At 66.7% G+C, this 22,700-nt stretch carries 17 protein-coding genes; 12 read left to right on the top strand and 5 right to left on the bottom strand.

Annotation, left to right across the window (positions count from 1 at the left end):
* Positions 1 to 139 precede the first annotated feature (139 nt).
* Complete coding sequence (ppsR, locus tag V6M63_RS00610; protein WP_056276882.1) at positions 140 to 961, top strand: posphoenolpyruvate synthetase regulatory kinase/phosphorylase PpsR; 822 nt, start codon at positions 140 to 142, stop codon at positions 959 to 961.
* A gap of 188 nt (positions 962 to 1,149) precedes the next feature.
* Here the strand turns inward: ppsR and V6M63_RS00605 are convergent, their stop codons facing one another.
* The 3 genes from V6M63_RS00605 to V6M63_RS00595 all read right to left on the bottom strand — a co-directional run bounded on the left by V6M63_RS00605 (position 1,150) and on the right by V6M63_RS00595 (position 3,769).
* Positions 1,150 to 1,509, bottom strand: a complete 360-nt coding sequence (locus V6M63_RS00605) for a hypothetical protein (protein WP_332738452.1) — start codon at positions 1,507 to 1,509, stop codon at positions 1,150 to 1,152.
* Between the two features lie 129 nt (positions 1,510 to 1,638).
* Entirely contained in the window at positions 1,639 to 3,492 is a 1,854-nt protein-coding gene (locus V6M63_RS00600) for a sodium:solute symporter family protein (RefSeq protein WP_332738450.1), read from the bottom strand.
* A gap of 16 nt (positions 3,493 to 3,508) precedes the next feature.
* Entirely contained in the window at positions 3,509 to 3,769 is a 261-nt protein-coding gene (locus V6M63_RS00595; RefSeq protein ID WP_056276888.1) for a DUF4212 domain-containing protein, read from the bottom strand.
* Positions 3,770 to 4,238: 469 nt separating this feature from the next.
* On the opposite strand from V6M63_RS00595, the gene V6M63_RS00590 reads away from it, so the two are divergent.
* Genes V6M63_RS00590 through V6M63_RS00570 form a run of 5 tightly spaced genes read left to right on the top strand, consistent with a single transcriptional unit; the run spans position 4,239 to position 13,910 of the window.
* Entirely contained in the window at positions 4,239 to 5,147 is a 909-nt protein-coding gene (locus V6M63_RS00590; RefSeq protein WP_332738447.1) for a caspase family protein, read from the top strand.
* 58 nt (positions 5,148 to 5,205) lie between these two features.
* A complete protein-coding gene (locus V6M63_RS00585) occupies positions 5,206 to 6,159 on the top strand; it encodes an N-acetylmuramoyl-L-alanine amidase (protein ID WP_332738445.1) in 954 nt (317 codons plus the stop codon).
* A 36-nt stretch (positions 6,160 to 6,195) separates the two neighbouring features.
* On the top strand, positions 6,196 to 11,805 hold the full coding sequence (locus V6M63_RS00580; protein WP_332738443.1) for a CHAT domain-containing protein: 5,610 nt from the start codon (positions 6,196 to 6,198) through the stop codon (positions 11,803 to 11,805).
* Entirely contained in the window at positions 11,802 to 12,866 is a 1,065-nt protein-coding gene (locus V6M63_RS00575) for a toll/interleukin-1 receptor domain-containing protein (protein WP_332738441.1), read from the top strand. The genes V6M63_RS00580 and V6M63_RS00575 overlap by 4 nt, the downstream gene beginning before the upstream one ends.
* Positions 12,867 to 12,884: 18 nt before the next feature.
* Entirely contained in the window at positions 12,885 to 13,910 is a 1,026-nt protein-coding gene (locus V6M63_RS00570; RefSeq protein WP_332738439.1) for a M12 family metallopeptidase, read from the top strand.
* A gap of 109 nt (positions 13,911 to 14,019) precedes the next feature.
* On the opposite strand, the gene ahpF is transcribed toward V6M63_RS00570, so the two are convergent.
* The gene (gene ahpF / locus V6M63_RS00565) at positions 14,020 to 15,612 is read right to left on the bottom strand and encodes an alkyl hydroperoxide reductase subunit F (RefSeq protein ID WP_332738437.1); all 1,593 of its coding nucleotides are present in this window, start codon (positions 15,610 to 15,612) and stop codon (positions 14,020 to 14,022) included.
* A 196-nt stretch (positions 15,613 to 15,808) separates the two neighbouring features.
* Positions 15,809 to 16,372, bottom strand: coding sequence for an alkyl hydroperoxide reductase subunit C (ahpC, locus tag V6M63_RS00560; RefSeq protein WP_056276910.1), 564 nt, complete (start codon positions 16,370 to 16,372; stop codon positions 15,809 to 15,811).
* A gap of 349 nt (positions 16,373 to 16,721) precedes the next feature.
* Here ahpC and V6M63_RS00555 point away from each other — a divergent pair, with 349 nt between their 5' ends.
* From V6M63_RS00555 to V6M63_RS00530, 6 genes are all read left to right on the top strand, one after another.
* Positions 16,722 to 18,944, top strand: a complete 2,223-nt coding sequence (locus V6M63_RS00555; RefSeq protein WP_332738432.1) for a TonB-dependent receptor — start codon at positions 16,722 to 16,724, stop codon at positions 18,942 to 18,944.
* An 86-nt stretch (positions 18,945 to 19,030) separates the two neighbouring features.
* Positions 19,031 to 19,711, top strand: a complete 681-nt coding sequence (locus V6M63_RS00550; protein ID WP_332738430.1) for a Fe2+-dependent dioxygenase — start codon at positions 19,031 to 19,033, stop codon at positions 19,709 to 19,711.
* On the top strand, positions 19,708 to 20,835 hold the full coding sequence (locus V6M63_RS00545) for an alpha-hydroxy acid oxidase (protein ID WP_332738428.1): 1,128 nt from the start codon (positions 19,708 to 19,710) through the stop codon (positions 20,833 to 20,835). The genes V6M63_RS00550 and V6M63_RS00545 overlap by 4 nt, the downstream gene beginning before the upstream one ends.
* Positions 20,836 to 21,050: 215 nt before the next feature.
* Positions 21,051 to 21,773, top strand: coding sequence for an energy transducer TonB (locus tag V6M63_RS00540; protein WP_442909515.1), 723 nt, complete (start codon positions 21,051 to 21,053; stop codon positions 21,771 to 21,773).
* 28 nt (positions 21,774 to 21,801) lie between these two features.
* Complete coding sequence (locus V6M63_RS00535) at positions 21,802 to 22,548, top strand: MotA/TolQ/ExbB proton channel family protein (RefSeq protein WP_291080339.1); 747 nt, start codon at positions 21,802 to 21,804, stop codon at positions 22,546 to 22,548.
* Between the two features lie 14 nt (positions 22,549 to 22,562).
* Positions 22,563 to 22,700, top strand: a 138-nt coding sequence (locus tag V6M63_RS00530; RefSeq protein WP_332739186.1) for a biopolymer transporter ExbD, incomplete at its 3' end; no start/stop codon positions are given.

Genomic DNA, 22,700 nt, shown 5'->3' with positions numbered 1-22,700 from the left:
AAAAACCGGGGTGTCCATGCAGGGGCTGGCGACCTGTTGTTCTGTTGTGGGTCTGGCACCGGGCAGGGAAGCAAATGAGACGGCAGGGCCACCGATAATGGCCCCCGACACAACACCCGGTATTGTAAGGACGCGCCCCATGCCCAACCGAACGGTCTTCTTCATCTCCGACGGCACCGGCATCACGGCCGAGACTTTCGGCAACGCCCTGCTGGCCCAGTTCGAGATCGAGGTGCGGCGCGTGCGCCTGCCGTTTCTGGACAGCGTGGACAAGGCCCACCAGGCGGTGCGCCAGATCAACCACACCGCCGTGATCGAAGGCAAGCGCCCGCTGGTCTTCACCACCGTGGTCAACATGGAGGTGCTCGCGGTCTTTCAAGGGCACTGCCACGGCATGATGCTCGACATGTTCGGCACCTTCGTGGAACCCATGGAGCACGAGCTGGGCGTCAAGTCGAACCACCGGGTCGGGCGTTTCTCGGACGCGTCCAAGAGCAAGGCCTACAACGATCGCATCGAGGCGATCAACTTCTCGCTGGCGCACGACGACGGCCAGAGCCACAAGGACCTGCAGGGCTCCGACGTGATCCTGGTGGGGGTGAGCCGCAGCGGCAAGACGCCGACCTCGCTCTACCTCGCCATGCAATACGGCCTGAAGGCCTCCAACTACCCGCTGATCCCCGAGGACTTCGAGCGCCGAAAGCTGCCGCCTGCGCTGGTGGCGCACCGCAAGAAGATCTTTGGTCTCACCATCGCGCCCGAGCGCCTGAGCGAGATCCGCAACGAGCGCCGCCCGAACTCGCGCTACGCGAGCCTGGACAACTGCCGCATGGAAGTGAGCGAGGCCGAGGGCATGATGCGGCGCGAGGGCATCCGGTGGTTGTCAACGACGACCAAGTCGATCGAAGAGATCGCGACAACCATCCTTCAGGAAATCCGGCCGGAGCGCCTTGAGTACTGAAACCGCGCCGGGTCTGTGGCCCCCACGCTCCGCCGCTGCGCGGGTCGCTGCCCCCCGAGGGGGCTGACCCGGCTTGGGGCGGCCCGGCGCCGGGTCTGTGGCCCCCACGCTCCGCCGCTGCGCGGGTCGCTGCCCCCCGAGGGGGCTGACCCGGCTTGGGGCGGCCCGGCGCCGAGCCGTCTCTTCGGTCAGCTCTTCTTGCGGCCCGGCCCCAGGCCGTGCGCCTGGCGGCCGAGCGCAAACGACGCCAGCAGCTTCATCCACAGAGTCACACCCGCCACGGCGATCCAGTCTTCGGATGACAGCGCCTGGAAGCCGAGCACGGCCACCAGCACACCCACGATGATCACGCCGCCGACCAGGTTGAAGGCCATTTCGTAGGGTGCGTACTTTTCCGCGTTGGGCGGCGGCAGGCCCTTCTTCAAGGCAACCTCGGAAAAGTCGCGCTTCACAAGAATGCGATACGCGCGGCGCAGCCAGAAAAAGGCCACTGGAAACAGGGCGATCAGGAAGATCCAGTTGAAGATGAAAACGCTGGGCAAGTTCATGGTGCGCGGTGTGTTGATGCCGGATTGTCCTCCAGCGCTCTCCAGAAACGCCAAACCCCGTCAGCGAACCAACGGGGTCTGGGGAACAAACAGGCCGGGCGGATGCCCGGTCAGTGTGGGTTCAAGCCATCAGTGGCCGGTGGCAACGCCAGCGCCCTTGGGCACGCGAACCGATTCCACCAGTGCCTGGATGTGCGTGGGCACAGGTGCCGACATCTTGCTCACCGCATACGCGACAGCAAAGTTCACGATGGCGCCTACGGTGCCGAAGGCTTCGGGCGAGATGGTGAAGAAGCCGTTCACGCCGCCGACCATGTTCACGTAGTCGGTGCCCTTGATGAAGAAGATGCCCTTGTGTGCGAACACATAGAACAGCGTCACGAAGAGACCCGCCAGCATGCCGGCGATGGCGCCCTTGTCGGACACGGTGCGGCTGAAGATGCCCATCATCAACGCAGGGAAGATGGTGGACGCCGCGATACCGAAGGCCAGGGCCACGGTACCGGCCGCAAAGCCCGGCGGGTTCAGACCCAGCCAGCCCGCCACGAAGATGGCCACGGCCATGGCGATCTTGCCGGCCATGAGTTCACCCTTTTCGCTGATGTCGGGCTTGATGGCGCCCTTGATCAGGTCGTGCGAGATGGCCGACGAAATGGCCAGCAACAGACCGGCAGCGGTGGACAGCGCAGCGGCCAGGCCACCCGCGGCCACCAGTGCGATCACCCAGTTGGGCAGCAGTGCGATTTCCGGGTTGGCCAGCACGATGATGTCGGCGTTCACGGTCAGCTCGTTGCCCTTCCAGCCAGCCGCTTCGGCCTTGCCTTTGGCGACTTCGTTCTTCGTGGCGTCGTTGTAGTACTGGATGCGGCCGTCCGCGTTCTTGTCTTCCCACTTCAACAGGCCGGTCTTTTCCCAGCGCTTCATCCACTCCGGACGCTGGTCGTACACCAGGCTGGCTTCGGTGGCATACAGGTCGGCGTTGGCCTTGACCGCTTCGGAATTCACGCCGATGCCGCCTTCAGCGCTTCTGACCAGACCCACTGCGGAGTTGACCGTGCCGTGCAGGTTCAGCTTGGCCATGGCGCCCACGGCAGGGGCCGTGGTGTACAGCAAGGCAATGAAGACCAGCGCCCAACCAGCAGACGAACGCGCATCGGCCACCTTCGGCACCGTGAAGAAGCGAACGATCACGTGGGGCAGGCCCGCGGTACCGATCATCAGCGACACGGTGTAGAAGAACATGTTCAGCGTGGAGCCCGCGCTGGTGGTCGTGTACTGGCCAAAGCCGAGGTCGGTCACGACCTGATCAAGCTTGGTCAGCAGCGACACGTCGGTGCCGGCCATGTCGGCGCCCAGGCCCAGCTGTGGCAGGAAGTTGCCGGTGAGGTTGAGCGAGATGAAGAAAGCCGGCACCAGGTAGGCCACGATCAGCACGATGTACTGCGCGACCTGCGTGTAGGTGATGCCCTTCATGCCGCCGAACACCGCGTAGGCAAACACGATGGCCATGCCGATGTAGATGCCTTGGTCGCTGGTCACACCCAGGAAACGCGCGAAGGTCACGCCCACACCCGTCATCTGGCCAATGATGTAGGTCAGCGATGCGACCAGCAGGCACAGCACGGCCACGTTGCGAGCTGACTTCGAGTAGAAGCGGTCGCCAATGAATTCAGGCACGGTGAACTTGCCGAACTTGCGCAGATACGGTGCCAGCAACATGGCCAGCAACACGTAGCCGCCGGTCCAGCCCATCAGGAACACGGCGCCGCCGTAGCCCATGTTGGAAATGAGGCCGGCCATGGAGATGAAGGACGCAGCCGACATCCAGTCGGCGGCCGTGGCCATGCCGTTGGTGACGGGGTGGACCCCGCCGCCGGCCACATAGAACTCGGACGTGCTGCCCGCGCGTGCCCAGTAGGCGATGCCGAGGTACAGCGCGAAGCTGAGCCCGACGAACAGATAGATGGTGGTTTGAAGTGCCATGGTGTTCTCGTGTTTCTCAGTCTTCCTGCATGCCGAACTTGCGATCGATCTGGCCCATCTTGTGGGCGTAATAGAAGATCAATGCAATGAACACGTAGATGGAGCCCTGCTGCGCGAACCAGAAGCCCAGCGGATAGCCGCCGAGCGAAATGTTGTTGAGCAGGGGCGCGAACAAGATGCCCGCACCGTAGGAAACCAGGAACCACACGACCAATACCTTGGTCAGCAGGCCCAGCGTGGCAGACCAATAGGCCTTTGCGTTGCTGTCGCTATTCATGAGTCATTTCCTCTGAGGTTGCTTGCTGAAGGGCGGCGTCCGCCACCGTTGAGTGCACTCCACAAACACCGGGTTTGTGGCATCACGAGGAGCACTTTGTTGGCGCTTTCTTACAGCTAAATTGCGATCCCGCTCCAAGTGCATCAAACCAAGGGTATGCCCCTAGCAATTAGCACCGAAGCTGACGCGCAGCTTGCAAACCGAGAGCAACACACCCCGCTTGCGAGCGGTCACGACATGCGCCGCACGCGCAGATCGGCGCGTGCAGTGAATGCAGAAATGTGGGACACGTTCGCACGACGGCGGCTGCCGCAACCGCCCATGATCCGCAGCGCCATGAGTAGCCCGAAAGCTCCCAATCGGGACATTCGCTTACAACTTGCGATTTGCTTCATAAAGACAAAACGCCCAGAATTTGTGACAGATTGCACAACCCGAACAATATGAAACAGCCACCGGGGGAGTTCAAATGGTCAGCAAGAATGCGTCTGTCGCAACCGCGAAAAAGCCCCAGGCCCTGTCGCTGCACATCGGCATCAACGAAGTCAGCGCGGCGCACTACGAGGGCTGGACCGGACCCCTCGCTGCCTGTGAATTCGATGCGCACGACATGGCGGCGATCGCGCAGTCCCAGGGCATGAAAAGCACGCTGCTGATCACCAAAAAGGCCACCCGATCCAACCTGCTGGCGGCTTTGCGCAAGGCGGCCAAGGCCCTGGTCGCCGGAGACTTCTTCTTCATGAGTTTTTCCGGCCACGGCGGCCAGGTGCCCGACGTCAGTGGCGAAGAAGACGACAAGCAGGACGAAACCTGGTGCCTGTATGACGGCCAGCTCATCGACGACGAGCTCTACTTCGAGCTCAGCAAGTTCAAGGCGGGTGTGCGCCTCTTCGTGGTGTCGGACAGCTGCCACAGCGGCACCGTGGTGCGCGCCGGGCGGCCGCCTCCGGGCACACCCACGCAACGCCCGCGCATCATGCCGCCGGCCGTGGGCATGCGCGTCTATGCGGCTCACAAGGCGTTCTACGACAAGCTTCAAACCGAGGTGGCCAAGGCCGCGGGCGCACGCGTGAGCGACCCCGACACCGCGCTGGCCAACGTGACGGTGAGCAACCGGCTCACGGCCATCGTCAAGGAGTTCAAGCCCTCGGTCATCCTCATCTCGGGCTGCCAAGACAACCAGTTTTCCATGGACGGCGACCACAACGGCGCCTTCACCGAACAACTGCTGCGCGTGTGGAACAACGGCGCGTTCACCGGCAGCTACGCGCGTTTTCACGCACTCATCCGCGCGGGCCTGCCGCCCAGCCAGTCCCCCAACCTGTTCACACTGGGGCCGGCGGCCGCATTCCTGAGAGAGACACCGTTCAGCGGATGAGCGCACCGCGCCCGTGAACGGCGCCTTGTTCTCCTTCGGCAACCCAAGGGAGGGTTTCATGCTCGGCATCCAGAACCACCGCCTCACCGGCCCCGACGTGAGCTTCCGGCCCACACCCAATGTGGGCGGTGCCATGCGTCCGCAGTTCGTGGTGTTGCACTACACCGCCGGGCGCACGCTGGAGAGCTCGGTGGAGTCGCTGTGCACGAAGAAGCCGCAAGGCAATGCCTCGGCGCACATCGTGCTGGGGCGTGACGGGCGCATCGTGCAGCTGGCCCCCTTCAACGCGGTCACCTGGCACGCCGGCGTGAGCCAGTGGAACGGCATCGACGGCCTGAACCACCACGCCATCGGCGTCGAGATGGACAACGCCGGTCTGCTGCACCGCGAGGGCGAGCGCTGTGTCTCGTGGTTCGGCAAGGCCTACCCCGACAACGAAGTGGTGGTGGCCGAACACCGGCACGGTGGTGGAGCGCGGCCATGGCACCACTACACCGAAGTGCAGATCGAGCGCGCGCTGCAATTGTGCGAAGTGCTGGTGGCGCACTACGGCCTGAAGGACGTGCTGGGCCACGAGGACATTGCGCGCGGACGCAAGGTGGACCCCGGTCCGGCCTTTCCGCTGGCGGCGGTGCGCAGCCGCGCGCTGGGCCGTGGCGGGGATGTGCCGGTGAGGCTGGTGGTCACCTCGGCCAGCCTGAACATCCGCAGCGGACCGAGCGCCGATTTCCCCAAGGTCGCCCCCGCGCTCAAGCGCGGGACCGAGCTGGTGCTGCTCGAACCCCAGGACCGCTGGAGCCGCGTGGCCGTGGTGGGCGCCACCGACCTCGAGGGCTGGGTGTGCAACGACTTCGTGGCGCGCCAGGCCGCCGCGCGCGCTCGGGCCGGCGTGCTGTCGCGCTCGCAGCGCGCAGTGCCCGTGACGACCCGGGCGAGAGCCACGGCAAGCGTTCCGGCCAAAAAGCGGGCAGCGCCAGCGAAGAAGGCCACCACCACCCGCGCCCGGCGCTGAGTTCAGGCGTGCGCACCCGCTGCAGAAAGTGCATTCATGACCACTGCGTCCGACCCCATCACCTTCATCGTTCGCGGTCAGCCACAGACAGCCCCGGCCGCCACGCGCGGCAGGGGGCCCGGTGCCCCGGCATCTTTTGGCGGGCGGGGGCAGACCACGCAGCGCGTGCAGGTGGGCGCCACGCGTGGCAGCAGCGACGTGGTGCGCCTCACTGCCCGCCCCGGGCTCGACGCGGTGGTGCTGCACATCGCCAATGGGCCCTCGCTCATGCTGCACCCCGAAACCGCGCGCGACCTGATGCTCGCGCAGTCGGGCCTCACGCGCAGCGGTGTCGAAACACAACGCCGCAGCCGCTCCAGCGGCAGCGCCACCAGCGCCGAGATCAACGTGCCGGCGCAGCTCGGCTGGCAGGGCCTGGAGCAGGCCGGCGCTTCGCGCGGCACCTCGCGGGGGCGCCTGGGCGATGTGCTGCTCTCCGCGGTCGAGGTGGTCACCGGCCTGCTGCTGGAGCCGGCTTCGCGCATCACCGCCGCCAAGATCGCGGCGCGGGTCGACAGCCAGGTTGAAGCCGGCCTGTACCCGCTGTCGGCGGAGAGCTTTGCCACCGCGCTCAAGGGCAACGGCCAGCGCATCGCCAGACTGCCCTCCCCCACGCCCGCCGATTCGCCGCTGCTGGTGCTGTTGCACGGCACCTTCTCCGAAACCCACGGCACCTTCGGCAAGCTGTGGCAACACCATTCGAACAAGGTGCGTGAGCTGTTTGCGCGCTATGGCAACCGGGTCTATGGCTTCGACCATCCCACGCTGATGGCCAGCCCGATCGACAACGCGCTGCTGCTCGCCCGCTCGCTGCCCAAAGGCGCACGCCTGCACCTGCTCACCCACTCGCGCGGCGGCCTGGTGGCCGAGGTGCTGGCCCGCGTGTGCGCGCGGCCCGAGCTCGACGAAAAATCGCTTGCGCCGTTCAAGGTGCCGGACCACCGCAACCAGTTGCAAGCCCTGCGCGACCTCGCCGCCGAGCTCAAGGGACGCGACATCCGGGTGGAGCGCGTGGTGCGCGTGGCCTGCCCTGCGCGCGGCACGCTGCTGGCGTCCAAACGGCTCGATGCCTATGTGTCGGTGCTCAAGTGGTCGTTTGAACTGGCCGCGATTCCGGTGGCGCCCACACTGATCGACTTCATTGGCGAAGTGGCCAGCCAGCGCACCGACCCGACCCTGATGCCCGGCCTCGAATGCATGCTGCCCGAGAGCCCCTTGGTGCAGTGGCTGCACGCCAGCGAAGGGGCGGACGCCGGCCCGCTGCCCGGACAGCTGCGTGTGGTGGCCGGCGACATCCAGGGCGACTCCATCACCTCATGGGTCAAGACCCTGCTGGCCGACGCGTTCTACTGGACCGACAACGACCTGGTGGTGCAGACCCGATCGATGTACGGCGGCACACCGCGCGCGCCCACCGGCGGGCACGCGGCGGCCACCTTCGTGCTGGAGCGCGGTGGCAAGGTCACCCACTTCAGCTACTTCAGCGAAGCCCGCTCGGCCGAGGTCATCTGCAACGCGCTCGTGCAGGATTCCCCCGCGGGGTTCCAGCCGATCGGCCCGATGTCGTGGGCCGGCAGTTCCAGCGACGGCCTGCGCGGCATGCCTCGCACGGCTGGCGCGCCACCGGCCTCCGAGCGGCCCGCCGTGATCATGCTGCCGGGCATCCTGGGCAGCCACCTCGCGGTGGATGGCAAGCGCGTCTGGTTGAGTGCGCGCATCCTCGGCGGCCTGGGGCGTCTGGCCTACCCCGATGCGGGTGGGCGTGTGCTGCCCGACGGCGCCATCGGCAGCGTGTACGACGACCTGGCCACCTTTCTGTCAGCGACCCACGAGGTCATCGAGTTCTCGTTCGACTGGCGCCGCCCCATCGAGGACGAAGCCACCCGCCTGGCCGACGTGATGGACCAGGCCCTGGCCGCGCGCGCCACCAGCGGCCAGCCGGTGTGCCTGCTGACGCATTCCATGGGAGGCCTGGTCGCGCGCACCGTGCAACTGGAGCGTCCCGACGTGTGGCAGCGATGGCTGGAGCGGGCGGGCTCGCGCTTGCTGATGCTGGGCACACCCAACGGCGGCTCGTTCGCGCCGATGCAGGTGCTCTCGGGCGACGACACCATGGGCAACGCGCTGTCCGCCTTCGGCATGCCGTTCCAGGACCACAAGGCACGCCGCCTCATGGCGGCCATGCCGGGCTTCCTGCAGTTGCAGGCCGGCCTGCTCGACCCCACGCTCGGCCTGGCGCAAAGCGAGCGCTGGCAGGCATTGGCCGAGCAGGACATGAAGACCCTGGAAGACGCCAACTTCTGGCACCACGTGGAGAGCCAGCGCACGATCTACCGCTGGGGTGTGCCGTCACAGGAGGTGCTGGACCGCGCCGTGGCCTTGCGCCGCCGGCTCGACCAGCAGCGCGATGCCGCCCTGCCCGGCTTTCGCGACCGGTTGCTGATGGTGGTGGGTCACGCGCGCTTCACACCCGCGAGTTTCGAGATCGATGCCCGCGAAGGCCTGGTCTACCTGGACCAGCCCGACGGCGGTGACGGCCGCGTGACGCTGGAGAACGCCTTGCTGCCCGGGGTGCGCGCCTGGCGGGTGGATGGCACGCACGGCGACTTGCCCGACGTTTCTTCCGCCTTTGCCGCGTACCTGGATCTGCTGCAACACGGCGACACACAACGCCTGCCGGTGGTGGGCACCGAATCCCTCACACGCGGCGGTGGCGCCGCGGCGGCGCTCGTGCGCAGCCGCCCGTCACGCCAGCGCAGCCCGGTCGTGCAGCCGCCCACGGGACTGGGCGAGGTGCTGGCGCCGGCCGCCGAGGCGCCCATCCGAACCGAAGCGCCGCGCAGCGCACTGCGCATCAGCGTGCACAACGCCAACCTCAAGTTCATCAGCACACCCTTGCTGGTGGGCCACTACTTTGCGTCCACCCTCAGTGGCAGCGAGGCGGTGGTGGACCGTTTCATCGGGGGCGTCATGTCGGCGTCGCTCACAGCAGGCCTGTACCCGGAGGCACCGGGCACGCACCAGATCTTCGTCAACAACCGGCAAGACCCGGACAGTCCGTTGTCGTTGCCCCGCCCGCCCCATGTGGTGGTGGCCGGCCTGGGCACCGAAGGCAAGCTCAAGAGCGCCATGCTGACCCACACCGTTCGCCAGGCCACGCTGGCATGGGCCCAGCGGGTGGCCGAGACGGGCGGTGCCACCCACTTCGAACTGGCCGCCACGCTGATGGGCAGCGGCGGCAGCGGCATCACCGTGAGCACCTCGTCGCAGGCGGTGGCGCAGGGCGTGCGCGAGGCGAACGAAAAGCTCAGCGCAGGTGGCTGGCCGCTGGTGAGCCACCTGCGCCTGGTGGAGCTCTACCTCGACCGGGCCACCGAAGCCTGGAGCGCATTGACGCTGCTGGCCGCCGCCGCCCCCGAGCACTTCATGATCACGCCCACCATCATCTCGGGCGTGGGTGCTCTGCGCAAGACGCTGGACAACGGCTACCGCGGCACCGCCTACGACTTCATCAGCGCGGTGACCGTGACCGACGAGACGGGTGAACCCAGCATCGTCTACACGCTGGACACGCAGCGCGCGCGCGCCGAGGTGCGGGCGCAGGCCACGCAGGCGCGGCTGGTGGGCGAACTGGTGCGGCGCGCCTCCAACGACGCCAACCGCGACCGCAACATCGGCCGCACGCTGTTTCAGTTGCTGGTGCCGGTGGAGATGGAGTCCAGCCTGGGCGGCACGACCGAGCTGCTGCTGGAGCTTGACGACGGGACTGCCGGCATTCCGTGGGAGTTGCTGGACGCACCCGATGACGGCCGCGGTGGACCCGAGGCGCCCTGGGCCATCCGCAACAAACTGCTGCGCCGCCTGCGCACCGCCGCATTCCGCACCCAGGTGAGTGACGCTCGGCTGGAGGACGCTGTCCTGGTGATCGGGGAGCCCCTGTGCGACCCGCTGCTGTATCCGCCGCTGCCGGCCGCGCGCGCCGAAGCCCAGGCGGTGGTGGAGGCGCTGAGCGGGCAGCTCGGGCTGGACGCGTCCCGGGTGCATTCGCTGATCGCGCCCGACGACGGCCTGGGGCCCGATGCCGCTGCCGTGACCACCGCGCTGCTGGCGCGGCGCTACCGCATCGTGCACATCGCCGGCCACGGTGAGCCTGAACTCCTGCGCCTGGGCATGCCGCCGCTGCTGCGCGGCGTGGTGCTCAGCGACAACACCTTTCTCGGCCCGCGCGAGGTGCAGGCCATGCGGGTCGTGCCCGAACTGGTGTTCCTCAACTGCTGTCACCTCGCCGCCGACCCCGACAAGCTCCTCAAAGGTGGCTACGACCGCGCGCAGTTTGCCGCCGGCGTGGCCAAGCAACTGATCCGCATCGGCGTGCGCTGCGTGGTGGCCGCGGGCTGGGCGGTGGAAGACGACGCCGCCAACGCGTTTGCCACCGAGTTCTACCGCGCGCTGCTGTCGGGAAGACGCTTCATGGACGCGGTGCAGGCCGCCCGCGTGGCCGCTTACACCCTGAGCCCGCTGGGCAACACCTGGGCCGCCTACCAGTGCTATGGCGACCCCGACTGGGTCTGGCAGCGCAACGAAACCGACGCGCGCCGCACGCCGCCCCCGTTGTCCAAGCTGTACGCCGGCATCGCCTCACCGGTTGCACTGGCCCTGGCTCTGGAAACGCTGGCGGTGCAGAGCACCACCCAGGGGGCAGCACCCGAGTCGCAACGCGAAAAGATCCGCTATCTCGAATCCCGTTTCGACAGCGAATGGGGCGGCATGGGCGCGGTGGCCGAAGCCTATGGGGTTGCCTGGGCCGCGGCGCGCGACATCGACCGCGCACTGCACTGGTACCGCCGCGCAGTGGCGGCCAACGACGGCAGTGCTTCGGTGAAGGCCAACGAACAGCTGGCCAACCTGGGCGCTCGCCAGGCGTGGGCGCGACTGGAGGCCGCGGGGCGCCAGGGCTCCAGGCCCGCGGCCCTGAAGGCCTTGCTGGAGCAAGGGCGCGCGGAGATCGCGCAGGCGATCGCGATCCTGGACGCACTGGTGGCGCTGTCGCCCACGGTCGAGCGTGAAAGCCTGCTGGGCTCGACCTGGAAACGCATGGCCCGGCTCGAAGGCATGGCGGGTACCTCCGGGGCCGCCGCCAAGGCCCGTGCGGTGGACCGCATGGCCGAGCACTACCGGCGGGCTGAGGCCCTGGCCCTGCAAAGCGGGCAGGCCGACCTGTTCTACCCCGCGCTGAATCTGGTGGCCGCCGAGCTGCTCGCGCGCGGACGCGACCCTCAGTGGCCAGGCTTCGGCACGGAGCGCCTGCAGCGGGTGCGCCAGAGCCTGGAGCGCCAGCAACGCGAAGACCCGGACTTCTGGAGCGTGGTGGGGCTGCCCGAGCTCAGCGTGTACGAGGCCCTGGCCAACCATTCGCTGGTGGCGCAGCTGCCCAACATCCTGAGCAGCCTCGACGACATGCACCAGCGCGCGGGCACCGCCTGGATGTGGGCCTCGGTGGCCGACCAGCTCGGCTTCGTGCTGGAGCACCTCGATGGCGTCACGAGCGCCGACCAGCAGGCCGCGGATGAGTTGCTTGATGTCCTGAACCGATACGCCGCCGAATGAACCGCATCTTCATCAGCTACCGCTCGTCCGACGGCAAGAAGGACGCCGACCGGCTGTGCGCCGACCTCAGCCGGCTCTATGGCGAAGACCAGGTGTTCTTCGACAAGCAGGACCTGCGGGGCGGGCATTCGTGGCGCAGCGCCATCATGGCGGCGCTGGGCACGCAGCCGGTGGTGCTGCTGCTGGTCACACCCGATCTGCTGGGCATGGCCCACCCCGAAGGCGGCCGGCGCATCGACCGGGACGACGACCCCATCCGGGGTGAAGTGCTCACCGCGCAGTCCCACGGGGCGACCATCATCCCGTTGTTGACCGAGGGCGTCTTGATGCCGGCCACCGGCGACATCCCGGCGCCCCTGCGGTTCTTGAAAGAATCGCACGCGCTCAAGCTGCGCACCGAAGACTGGGCGGGCGACCTGAACAAGATCGTGGCCGACCTCGCCAGCCACGGCATCAGCCCGCTGGTGCCGCGCTCAGAGTCGGACGTGCAGGCGAAACGAGGCTGGATGCAACGCATGCAGCGCGGCTTCACGTGGATCGGCGGCATCTTCGTGGGGCTGGTGGTGATCGGGCTGCTGCTGCCCGAGGAAGAAGACGCCGTGCCGGCACCCGCACCGCTCGTATCGCCAACGCCAACGCCAACGCCTGCGCCTGCGCCCGGCCAGAACACCCGCGATGTCTCGGGCATGTGGTGGTCGATCGACGAAGACAACCGGCGCCTGCGCGTGCAGTTCACCGTGATCAATGGCGCGATCCAGTTGCAGACGGATGCCTTTCCCATCGCCTGGTACCCGCGATGGCAAGCCTACGCACAGAGCGTTCGGGACATGGGCCTGGTCTTCAGCGACGTGCGCTACGTCGGCCAGGGCGTGCTCACCCACGTGATGGGCGTGCCGCGCATCGAGATTCCTGTGCAAGCCGTCACCGGCGACGGCCGCGGACCGCTGGACACCGGCAGCGTGGTGCTCAACGCCAGCGCCGATGGGCGTGAACTCACCGGCCAGCTCTGGAGCAACGGCGAGCAGGCCGACACCCCGCTGCGGCTGGTGCGAAATCCCTGACCCCCCCAAGGAGCCACCATGACCAAACTGGTCCATGTCTGTACCCAGCGCCTGCTGCCCGCCGAGCTCATGCAGTTCCAGCCCACGGTGCGCAGCCGCGGCCGCACGCGCGCCATCATTCCGCTGGGCAAACTGTGGATGAACGGCAGCACGCTGCGGGTGCGCTTCATCGGCGGCACAGCAGCGCAGCAGGCCAAGGTGCGCGAGCAGGCGCAGTGGTGGACGGCGCACGCCAACCTGACATTCGAGTTCAACAACGCGTTGGATGCCGAGATCCGCGTCAGCTTCGACCCGGCCAAAGGCGCGTGGTCCTATGTGGGCACCGACAACCGCAGCATTCCGCTGGACCAGCCCACCATGAACCTGGGCTTCATGGACGGTGGCACCGTGGCGCACGAGTTCGGCCACGCCATCGGCCTCATGCACGAACACCAGAACCCGGATGGCGGCATCGAATGGAACGAAGCCGCCGTGATCCGCGACCTCTCGGGACCGCCCAACAACTGGAGCGAAGCCACCATCCGCCACAACGTGCTGAACAAGTACCGCGCCGATCAGATCAACGGCACCACCTTCGACCCCGACTCGGTGATGCTGTACTTCTTTCCGGGCAGCTGGGTGCGGAGCGGCGTGGGAACACGGGCCAACCCCGTGCTCTCCGCGCAGGACAAGGCCTTCATCGGCGGCGCCAAGGCCTACCCCAAGTCCGCACCCACGCTGCTCGATGCCCAGGAGCTGACGATCGGCGCCACGCGCCGCACCTCAGCCGCCATCGGCAAGACGGGCGAGGAAGACCTGTTTCAGTTCAACGTGAAGACCGGTGGCAACCACATCGTGGACACGCGGGGTCCGACCGATGTCGTGATGAAACTCTTCGGACCCGACAGCCCCACCGCCGTGATCGCCGAGGACGACGACAGCGGCGTGGGCACCAACGCGCTGATCCGCGCCAGCCTCATCCCCGGTCGCTACTACGTGCAGGTGCGCCACTACAACAAGGCCAGTGGCATGGGCAACTACACCTTGAAGGTGCGGCGAAGTTAAAGAAGTCACCCCCGTCGCTTGCTCACTGCGTGTAGCCGCATCCCCCCTCAAGGGGGCAATACCTGCGGCCCGGCAAAGCCGGTTCCGCGGTATTCCTGCTGAGTTCGTGTCAGGCGGCGACTGCCTCAGCCGTTTCCGACACCACCACCGGCTGGCGGATCAGGTAGTCGAAGGCGCTGAGCGCGGCCTTGGAGCCTTCGCCCGCGGCGATCACGATCTGCTTGTACGGCACCGTCGTGCAGTCACCCGCGGCAAACACGCCAGGCACATTGGTGTGACCCTTGGCATCAACCTCGATCTCGCCGTAGCGGCTGAGGTCCACCGTGCCCTTGAGCCACTCGGTGTTGGGCACCAGGCCGATCTGCACGAACACACCGTCGAGCTCGACATGTTTGATGTCGCCACTCACGCGGTCCTTGAACGACAGGCCATTGACCTTGCCGCCGGCACCCGTGATTTCGGTGGTCTGTGCGTTCACGTTGATGGTCACGTTGGGCAGGCTCTTGAGCTTGCTCACCAGCACCGCGTCGGCCTTGAGCGCGTCGGCGAACTCGACCAGCGTCACGTGTTTCACGATGCCCGCCAAGTCGATCGCCGCTTCGACGCCGGAGTTGCCACCACCGATCACCGCCACGCTCTTGCCCTTGAAAAGCGGACCGTCGCAGTGCGGGCAGTAAGCCACGCCCTTGTTCTTGTACTCGGCTTCGCCGGGCACGTTGACGTTGCGCCAGCGCGCACCGGTCGAGAGGATCACGCTGCGCGCCTGCAGCACCGCGCCGTTGGCCATCTGCACCTGCACCATGCCACCCGCTTGCGCGGCGGGAATGATCTTGTCGGCGCGCTGCAGGTTCATGATGTCCACGTCGTAGTGGCGCACTTGCGCTTCGAGCGCGGCGGCGAACTTCGGGCCATCGGTCTCCAGCACGCTGATGTAGTTCTCGATCGCCATGGTGTCGTTGGTCTGACCCCCAAAACGTTCGGCCGCCACACCCACGCGGATGCCCTTGCGGGCGGCGTACACGGCAGCGGCCGCACCGGCCGGGCCACCGCCGACGATCAACACGTCGTAGGGGTCCTTGGCATTGAGCCTGGCGGCTTCGCGCTCGTCGGATTTCACGTCGAGCTTGGCCACGATCTCTTCGAGCAGCATGCGGCCCGAGCCGAACAGCTCACCGTTGAGGAAGACCATGGGCACGGCCAGGATCTGGCGCTCTTCGACCTCGGCCTGGTACAGACCACCGTCGATCACCGTGGCCTTCACAGCGGGGTTGAGGATGGACATCAGCGTGAGCGCCTGCACCACGTCCGGGCAGTTGTGGCACGAGAGGCTCATGTACATCTCGAAATTGAAGTCGCCTTCCAGACCCTTGATCTGATCGATCACAGCGGTCTCGACCTTGGGCGGGTGGCCACCGGTCCACAGCAGCGCGAGCACCAATGAAGTGAACTCGTGGCCCAGTGGGATGGCAGCGAAACGCACGCCGGTGGCCTCGCCTTCACGGGCAATGACGAACGACGGTTTGCGCGCATCGGTGCCACTCTCGTCGAAGCTCACCAGGTCCGACAACTCGGCAATCTCCTGCAGCAACTCACGCATCTCAACTGCGCCAGCGCTGCTGTCGAGCGAAGCGATCAGGCGGATGGGGCGCTGCAGCTTGCCGAGGTAAGCCTGCAACTGGGTCTTGAGGTGGGTGTCGAGCATGAAATTCTCCTGAATGGAATTGAGGCATCAATGCCGCCGGTGGATGGGCCAAAGAAAAGCCCATCGGTCTGCGGTACTAAAGAAACGCAAGAGGAAGAGATGACCCCTTCCAGAATGCCGCGGGTCCGGCTCCGCCGGCCCGCAGGCATTGCCCCCTTGAGGGGGTGACGCGCTGAAAGCGCGGCGCGGGGGAGGGTCAGATCTTCCCGACGAGGTCCAGCGAAGGCGTGATGGTCTTGGCGCCTTCGTTCCACTTGGCGGGGCAGACCTGGCCTGGGTTGTTGGCCACGAACTGGGCAGCTTTCAACTTGCGCAGGGTTTCCTTGACGTCACGAGCGATCGCGTTGTCGTGGATTTCGGCGGTCTTGATCACGCCTTCGGGGTTGATGATGAAGGTGCCGCGCAACGCCAGACCTTCTTCTTCAATGTGCACGCCGAACGCACGGGTCAGCGTGTGGGTCGGGTCACCGATCAGCGGGAATTTGGCCTTGCCCACGGCGGGCGAGGTCTCGTGCCACACCTTGTGCGCGAAGTGGGTGTCGGTGGTCACGATGTAGACCTCGGCACCGGCCTTCTGGAACTCGGCGTAGTTGTCGGCGGCGTCTTCCACTTCGGTCGGGCAGTTGAAGGTGAACGCAGCGGGCATGAAGATCAGGACCGACCACTCGCCGCGCAGGCTGGCGTCGGAAACAGGCACGAACTTGCCGTTGTGGAAGGCTTGGGCCTGGAAGGGCTGGACGGTGGTGTTGATCAGGGACATGGTGGTTTCCTTTGTCGATGGAGTTGCGGGAATGGTGAACGGGGTACTGCATGAGCAGCGCTTAGTTGAACTATAGCCCATGTCTATCAATAATCTTTATTGATAGTCACTATGAGGCCAATAGTCGGAATGTTGCGACGCAGCACCAAAACCTCATCAGCGCGTTACATTTTAATGCGAATCGTTCTCGTTATATATACAATTCCGGCTTCCAGCCAGCCAGGACGCAGCCGCGTGCAGCCAGCCGAAAACCTTTCAGCTTGTTGACACCATGTCCCACCGGAAATCCCGCCTGCGCCCCACCCCCTCCCGCGCCCCGTCATCGACACCCTCGACCGCGTCCGCGGCCATGTTGCCCCTGGGCGCCATGCTCCTGGCCGGCTCCTTGAGCGCCATGGCGCAAACCACGCCCTCGAACACGCTGCCCACGGTGACCGTGCGCGAGCAGGCCGAGGCGCCGGAAGGCAAGGACGCACTGCGGGCGACGGAAACCGGTATCGGCAAGGGTCGCCAGCAGTTGCGCGACATTCCGCAGTCGGTGACCGTGGTGACCGAGAAGCTCATCGACGACCGCAATCTCGACACCGTCAAGGAAGCGCTCAAGAACACGGCCGGCATCAGCTTCCTGGCGGCCGAGGGCGGCGAAGAAGACATACGCCTGCGCGGCTTTTCGCTGCAGGCCACGGGTGACCTGTTCATCGACGGCGTGCGCGATCCGGCCTTCTACGAACGCGACACCTTCAACCTCGACCGCATGGAGGTGCTGCGCGGCTCGGCTTCGATGCTGTTCGGTCGCGGCTCCACCGGCGGCGCGGTCAACCAGGTCAGCAAGGTGCCGCGCCTGATCACCGAACACCAGGTCGACCTGACCCTGGGCAGCCATGCCTACCGCCGCGTGCAGGGCGATTTCAACATCCAGACCGGTGAGAGTTCGGCGCTGCGCCTCAACGCCATGGTGACCAAGGCCGACAACAACGGCTCGGGCGCCAGCCTCGACAAGAACGGCGTGGCCGTGGCCTACCGCTGGGGCATCGGCGAGCGCAACGAGTTCCAGGCCAGCCTCTACAACCTGGACAACAACAACGGCATCAACTACGGCATCCCCTACATTGCTCCCTACGCGGGCGCACCCAACACCGAGCGCGTGCTGCTGCCGCTGGACCCCAAGAACTACTACGGACTGGCCAGCGACTACAGCGACGGCAGCGCCACCTTCGCCGGTTTCAGCCACATCCACCGCTTCGATCGCGAGAGCGAGATCAAGACCCAGATCCGGGTGGGCCAGTTCAAGCGCGACCAGCGTTCGGGTGCGATCCGCTTTGCCGCAGCAGGTTTCCAGCCCGGCGGCGTGGCAGCGAACCTGACCAACTTCGGTCCCGACACCGTCCTGCAGCGCAACCTGCACCTGAAGATCCAGGATATGGACAACGTCCATGTGCAGAGCGACTACAACGGCAAGTTCGAAGCCCTCGGATTCAAGCACGAGATCCTGGCCGGCGTGGACGCGTCGCGCGAAGAGAAGACGGTGTACGCCGCGCGCAATGCCTTGCAAGGCGGCGTGGTGCCAACCAAACCGCGCACCACCATCGGAACGCCCAGCGACGGGGCCTCCGTGGACGAAGCTTCGCGGGTGCTGCGCGTCAGCAACCAGTACGTATCGACCGGCTGGGGCGCCTACGTGCAGGACGTGCTGCAACTCACGCCCACATGGAAACTCGTGGGGGGTCTGCGCTACGACAACCTCAAGGGCGACTACGACACCTTCTCCATCCCGAACGCCGCGCCAGGGCCGGTCACCACCAACAGCTACCGCATGAAGGTCTCCGAGGTGAGCCAGCGCGTGGGTGCCCTGTGGCAGCCCAACGCACTGCAATCGTTCCACGCCTCCGCAGGCACCTCGTTCAACACCTCGGGCGACGCGTATTCGCTGGGTGACAGCAACGTGAACACGCCGCCCGAGAAGAGCATCAACCTGGAAATCGGCGCCAAGCTCGATTCGGCCGACAAGCGCTTCACCACGCGCCTGGCGGTGTTCCGCTCGACCAAGCTCAACGAGCGCAACACCGACCCGGACCTGCCGGTGGTCACGCTCTCGGGCAAGCGCCATGTGGCCGGCTTTGAAGCCGACATTGCCGGGCGTCTCTCGCCGATCTGGGAAGTCTATGGTTCCTACATGTGGATCCCCGTCGCCCATGTGGACAAGGCCGCGCCTTGCCCAGCGTCGGGCGCGTGCATGCAGAACACACCGGGTGAACGCGTGGGTGACCGTCCTTCCCTCACGCCCGAGCACAGTGGCACGGTCTGGAGCACCTGGCAGCTCACGCCCAAGTTCCGCTTCGGCGCCGGCCTGAACTTCCGCGGCAAGCAAAAGCCCACCCGCTCCGAGTTCCACGTGCCCAGTTACGTGACCGCCGACCTCATGGCCGAGTACCGCTTTGACTTCGAGAACCTGATCCTCAAGGCCAACCTGACCAATGTGGCCAACAAGCTGTACGCCGACCAGCTCTACCCCGGACACTACATTCCGGGTGCGGGCCGCACGCTGCAGGTGACCGCCAGCCTGAAGTTCTGACCCGTCCGCTCTCCAAGGCTTGTGCCGCCCCACACGTGTGGGGCGGCTTTTTGCCTTTTCCCCACGACACAAGACCACAAGACCCCATGCTGCTGACCTTGCCCGACATCCTGAGCCCCGAAGACCTGCACCAGGCCCGCCAGGCGCTCGCGCGCGCGCCCTGGGTCGACGGGCGCGAAAGTGCCGGCAGCCAGGCCCGGGAGGCGAAGAACAACCAGCAACTGCCGCACGACTGCGAGGCGGCGCAAGCCATCCGCAACCTGGTGTTGCGCGGGCTGGACCACAACCCACGCTTTTTCTCGGCCGCGCTGCCGCTCAAGGTCTTCACGCCGCGCATCAACCGCTACGGCGGCCCTGCCAACGCCTATGGCAACCACATCGACAACGCGGTGCGCGTGCTGCCCGACGGCCAGCGCGTGCGCACCGACATCTCCTGCACCGTCTTCCTGAACGATCCCGCCGACTACGACGGCGGCGAGCTGGTGGTGGCCGACACCTACGGCGAGCACCGCATCAAGCTGCCAGCCGGACACGCCGTGATCTACCCCGGCACCAGCCTGCACCAGGTGAAGCCCGTCACGCGCGGTGAGCGCCTGGCCTGCTTCTTCTGGGTCCAGAGCATGGTGCGCAGCGACGAGCAGCGCCGCCTGTTGTTCGACCTCGACATGAACCTGCTCGCGCTGCGCCAGCGCCATGGCGAAACGCCCGAGACCACCGCGCTCACCGGCACGTACCACAACCTGTTGCGGCAGTGGGCAGACACATGAAGACCAAGCCTGGATCCGCCACCCCGCACACCCTGCCCGACGGGGCCGTGAGCCTGACCGACCACGAGCACCACGCACGTCTGGTGCTCGACGAGGCGGTCTGGGCCTACTTCAACGGGGGCGCCGCCGACGAGATCACCTTGCGCGCCAACACCCAGGCCTGGCAAACCATCGAGCTGCTGCCGCGCGTGATGCGCCCGCTCGCCGGCGGCCACACCCGCGTGCACCTGCTGGGCCGCGAATGGGCCCACCCCATTCTGGTCGCGCCCATGGCTTACCAGCGCCTGGCCCACCCGCACGCCGAGCAGGCCACCGCGCTGGCGGCGGCGGCGCTCGGTGCTGGCCTGGTGCTCAGCACCCAGGCCAGCACCTTGCTGGAGGATGTGGCCCGCACCGTCCTGCCCGAGGCAGACCGCGGCCCGCTGTGGTTCCAGCTCTACCTGCTGCCCGACCGGGGTTTCATGCGAGCACTGGTGCAGCGCGCCGAAGCGGCTGGGTTTGAAGCCCTGGTGCTCACGGTCGACGCCCCGGTGCAGGGGGCCCGCGACCGCGAGCGCCGCGCTGGTTTTCGCAGGCCTGCGGACATCACGGCGGTCAACCTGGCCGGGCGCGTGGCGCCTGCACCGCTCGCCCTGCGGCCAGGACAGAGCAAACTGTTCGACGACCTCATGACCCACGCCCCCACCTGGGACGACGTGGCCTGGCTGCGCTCCATCACCCGGCTGCCCGTGCTGCTCAAAGGCGTGGTGCACCCGGACGACGCACGGCAGGCGCTGGCCTGCGGCGCGGCCGGTCTGATCGTCTCCAACCACGGCGGGCGCACACTGGACACCATGCCCGCCACCGCCACGCTGCTGCCGCGCGTGCTGCAGGCGGTGGCCGGTGATGCACCGGTGCTGGTGGACGGCGGCATCCGGCGTGGCACCGATGTGCTCAAGGCCATGGCACTTGGCGCATCGGCCGTGCTGGTCGGCCGCCCGGTGCTGCACGGCCTGGCCAACGCGGGCGCCACTGGCGTGGCCCATGTGCTGCGCCTGCTGCGCGACGAACTCGAAATCGCCATGGCGCTGACCGGCTGCCGCACCCTGGCCGACGCGCCGGGAGCGCTGTTCACTCCCGGTTGATGGGCTTTGAGTGCTCCTTTTTTCGCCCAAACATGCAAATACGAAGCATTCTCGTTTAGAATCACTCACAGCGATGACCCACCCATCTCCCTCTCAAAAAGGACGCCACATGACCACCGGACTTGTCGCCTTGGGCACCAGCCTGATCTTGATGTTGTGCGCGGTGTGGTGGATCTTCCGCGCCTGATGCCCCCACCTCCCACGCCGCTAAACTGATGAGCTCATCCAGCGCCACCCTGGCGCCGCCCTTCTCCCCCATGCCTGACGCCATGCCCACGCACCTGCACCGCCGTCTGGCCATCGTGCTGGCGGTGGTGGCATTCCACGTGGGCGCCCTCTGGGCACTGCAAAGCGGCCTGCTCAGGCGCGCGGTGGAACTGGTGATCCCGGTGCAGGTGATGGCCGAATTCATCGAGCTGCCGCAACCCCAGATCGAGCCTCCGCCGCCGGCCCCGCCGGTGGTCGCACCGACCCCGCCCCGCCCCAAGCCGCGGCCTGTGCCTCAGCCGCTGCCGCAACCGGTGGCCAGCCCCACACCCGAGCCGTCCACGCTGGCACCCGTCGTGCCTCCCAGCCCGCCAGCGCCGCCCGCCCCCGCCGAGCCGGTGGTGGCCGCCGCGCCACCGGCACCACCTGTGCCGCCGGCACCACCCCGCATCGAACTGCCTTCGAGCAGCGCCGACTACCTCAACAACCCACGCCCGCCCTATCCGCCGCTGTCCAAGCGCTTGGGCGAACAGGGCAAGGTCGTGGTGCGCGTCTTCATCGAAGTGGACGGCACGGCCTCTCGGGCCGAGGTGCGCAGCTCCAGCGGCTTCGAACGCCTGGACCAGACCGCCCTGCAGACCGTGCTGCGCTGGCGCTATGTGCCCGGCAAACGCGCCGGCGTGCCCGAGGCCATGTGGTTCAACGTGCCGATCAATTTCGTTTTGGAATAAACCCCGTCCCCAGGAGTCAGAAAAAATCATGGAACCGCAACTCGCAACATCGGGCATCGCCCACGTCTGGACCCAGGGCGACTGGGTCACCCGCTCGGTGGCCATCGTGCTGCTGCTCATGTCGCTCGCCACCTGGATCATCATCCTGTGGAAGGCGCTGGACCAGCGCGCCCAGCGCGCGCAGGCCAAGGGCGTCGAAGGCTTCTGGCACAGCGCCGACTTCGCCGAAGGCCTGGACAAGCTCGGTTCGCCCGAGGGCAATCCGTTTCGCGCCGTGGCCCTGGAAGGCCGCGAATCGACCCGCCACATCCTGCACAAGGATGGCCACAACGGCTCGCCACCGCAGCGCCAGCTGCACGACAGCCTGGACGTGAGCGACTGGGTCGAGCGCTCGCTGCGCAAGAGCGTGGACGACTTCACCGCGCGTGCCCAGAGTGGCCTGTCGGTGCTGGCGTCGGTGGCCTCCACCGCACCCTTCGTGGGCCTGTTCGGCACGGTCTGGGGTATCTACCACGCGTTGCTGGGCATCGGCGCGGCCGGCCAGGTCAGCATCGACCAGGTGGCCGGCCCCATCGGCGAGGCGCTGATCATGACCGCGCTGGGCCTGCTGGTGGCCATTCCCGCGGTGCTGGGCTACAACGCCCTGGTGCGTGGCAACAAGGGCATCAGCCACCAGCTCAACCGCTTCGCGCACGACCTGCACGCCTACTTCGTCACCGGCGCCCGCGTCACCGCGGGTGGTGATGGCAAGGTGCTGCCGATGAAGAAAGCCTGAAGAGGAACCACACCATGGCCATCGGAACCCAACAGGACAGCGACGACATGATGAGCGAGATCAACATGATCCCGTTCATCGACGTGATGCTGGTGCTGCTGATCATCTTCATCATCACGGTGCCGGTGATCAAGCACGCGGTCAACATCGAG

The organism is Hydrogenophaga sp., assembly GCF_036675665.1.
Classification (GTDB): Bacteria; Pseudomonadota; Gammaproteobacteria; order Burkholderiales; family Burkholderiaceae_C; genus Hydrogenophaga.
Note: the sequence above shows the minus strand (reverse complement) of the source record. Positions and strands in the feature narration are given on the sequence as shown.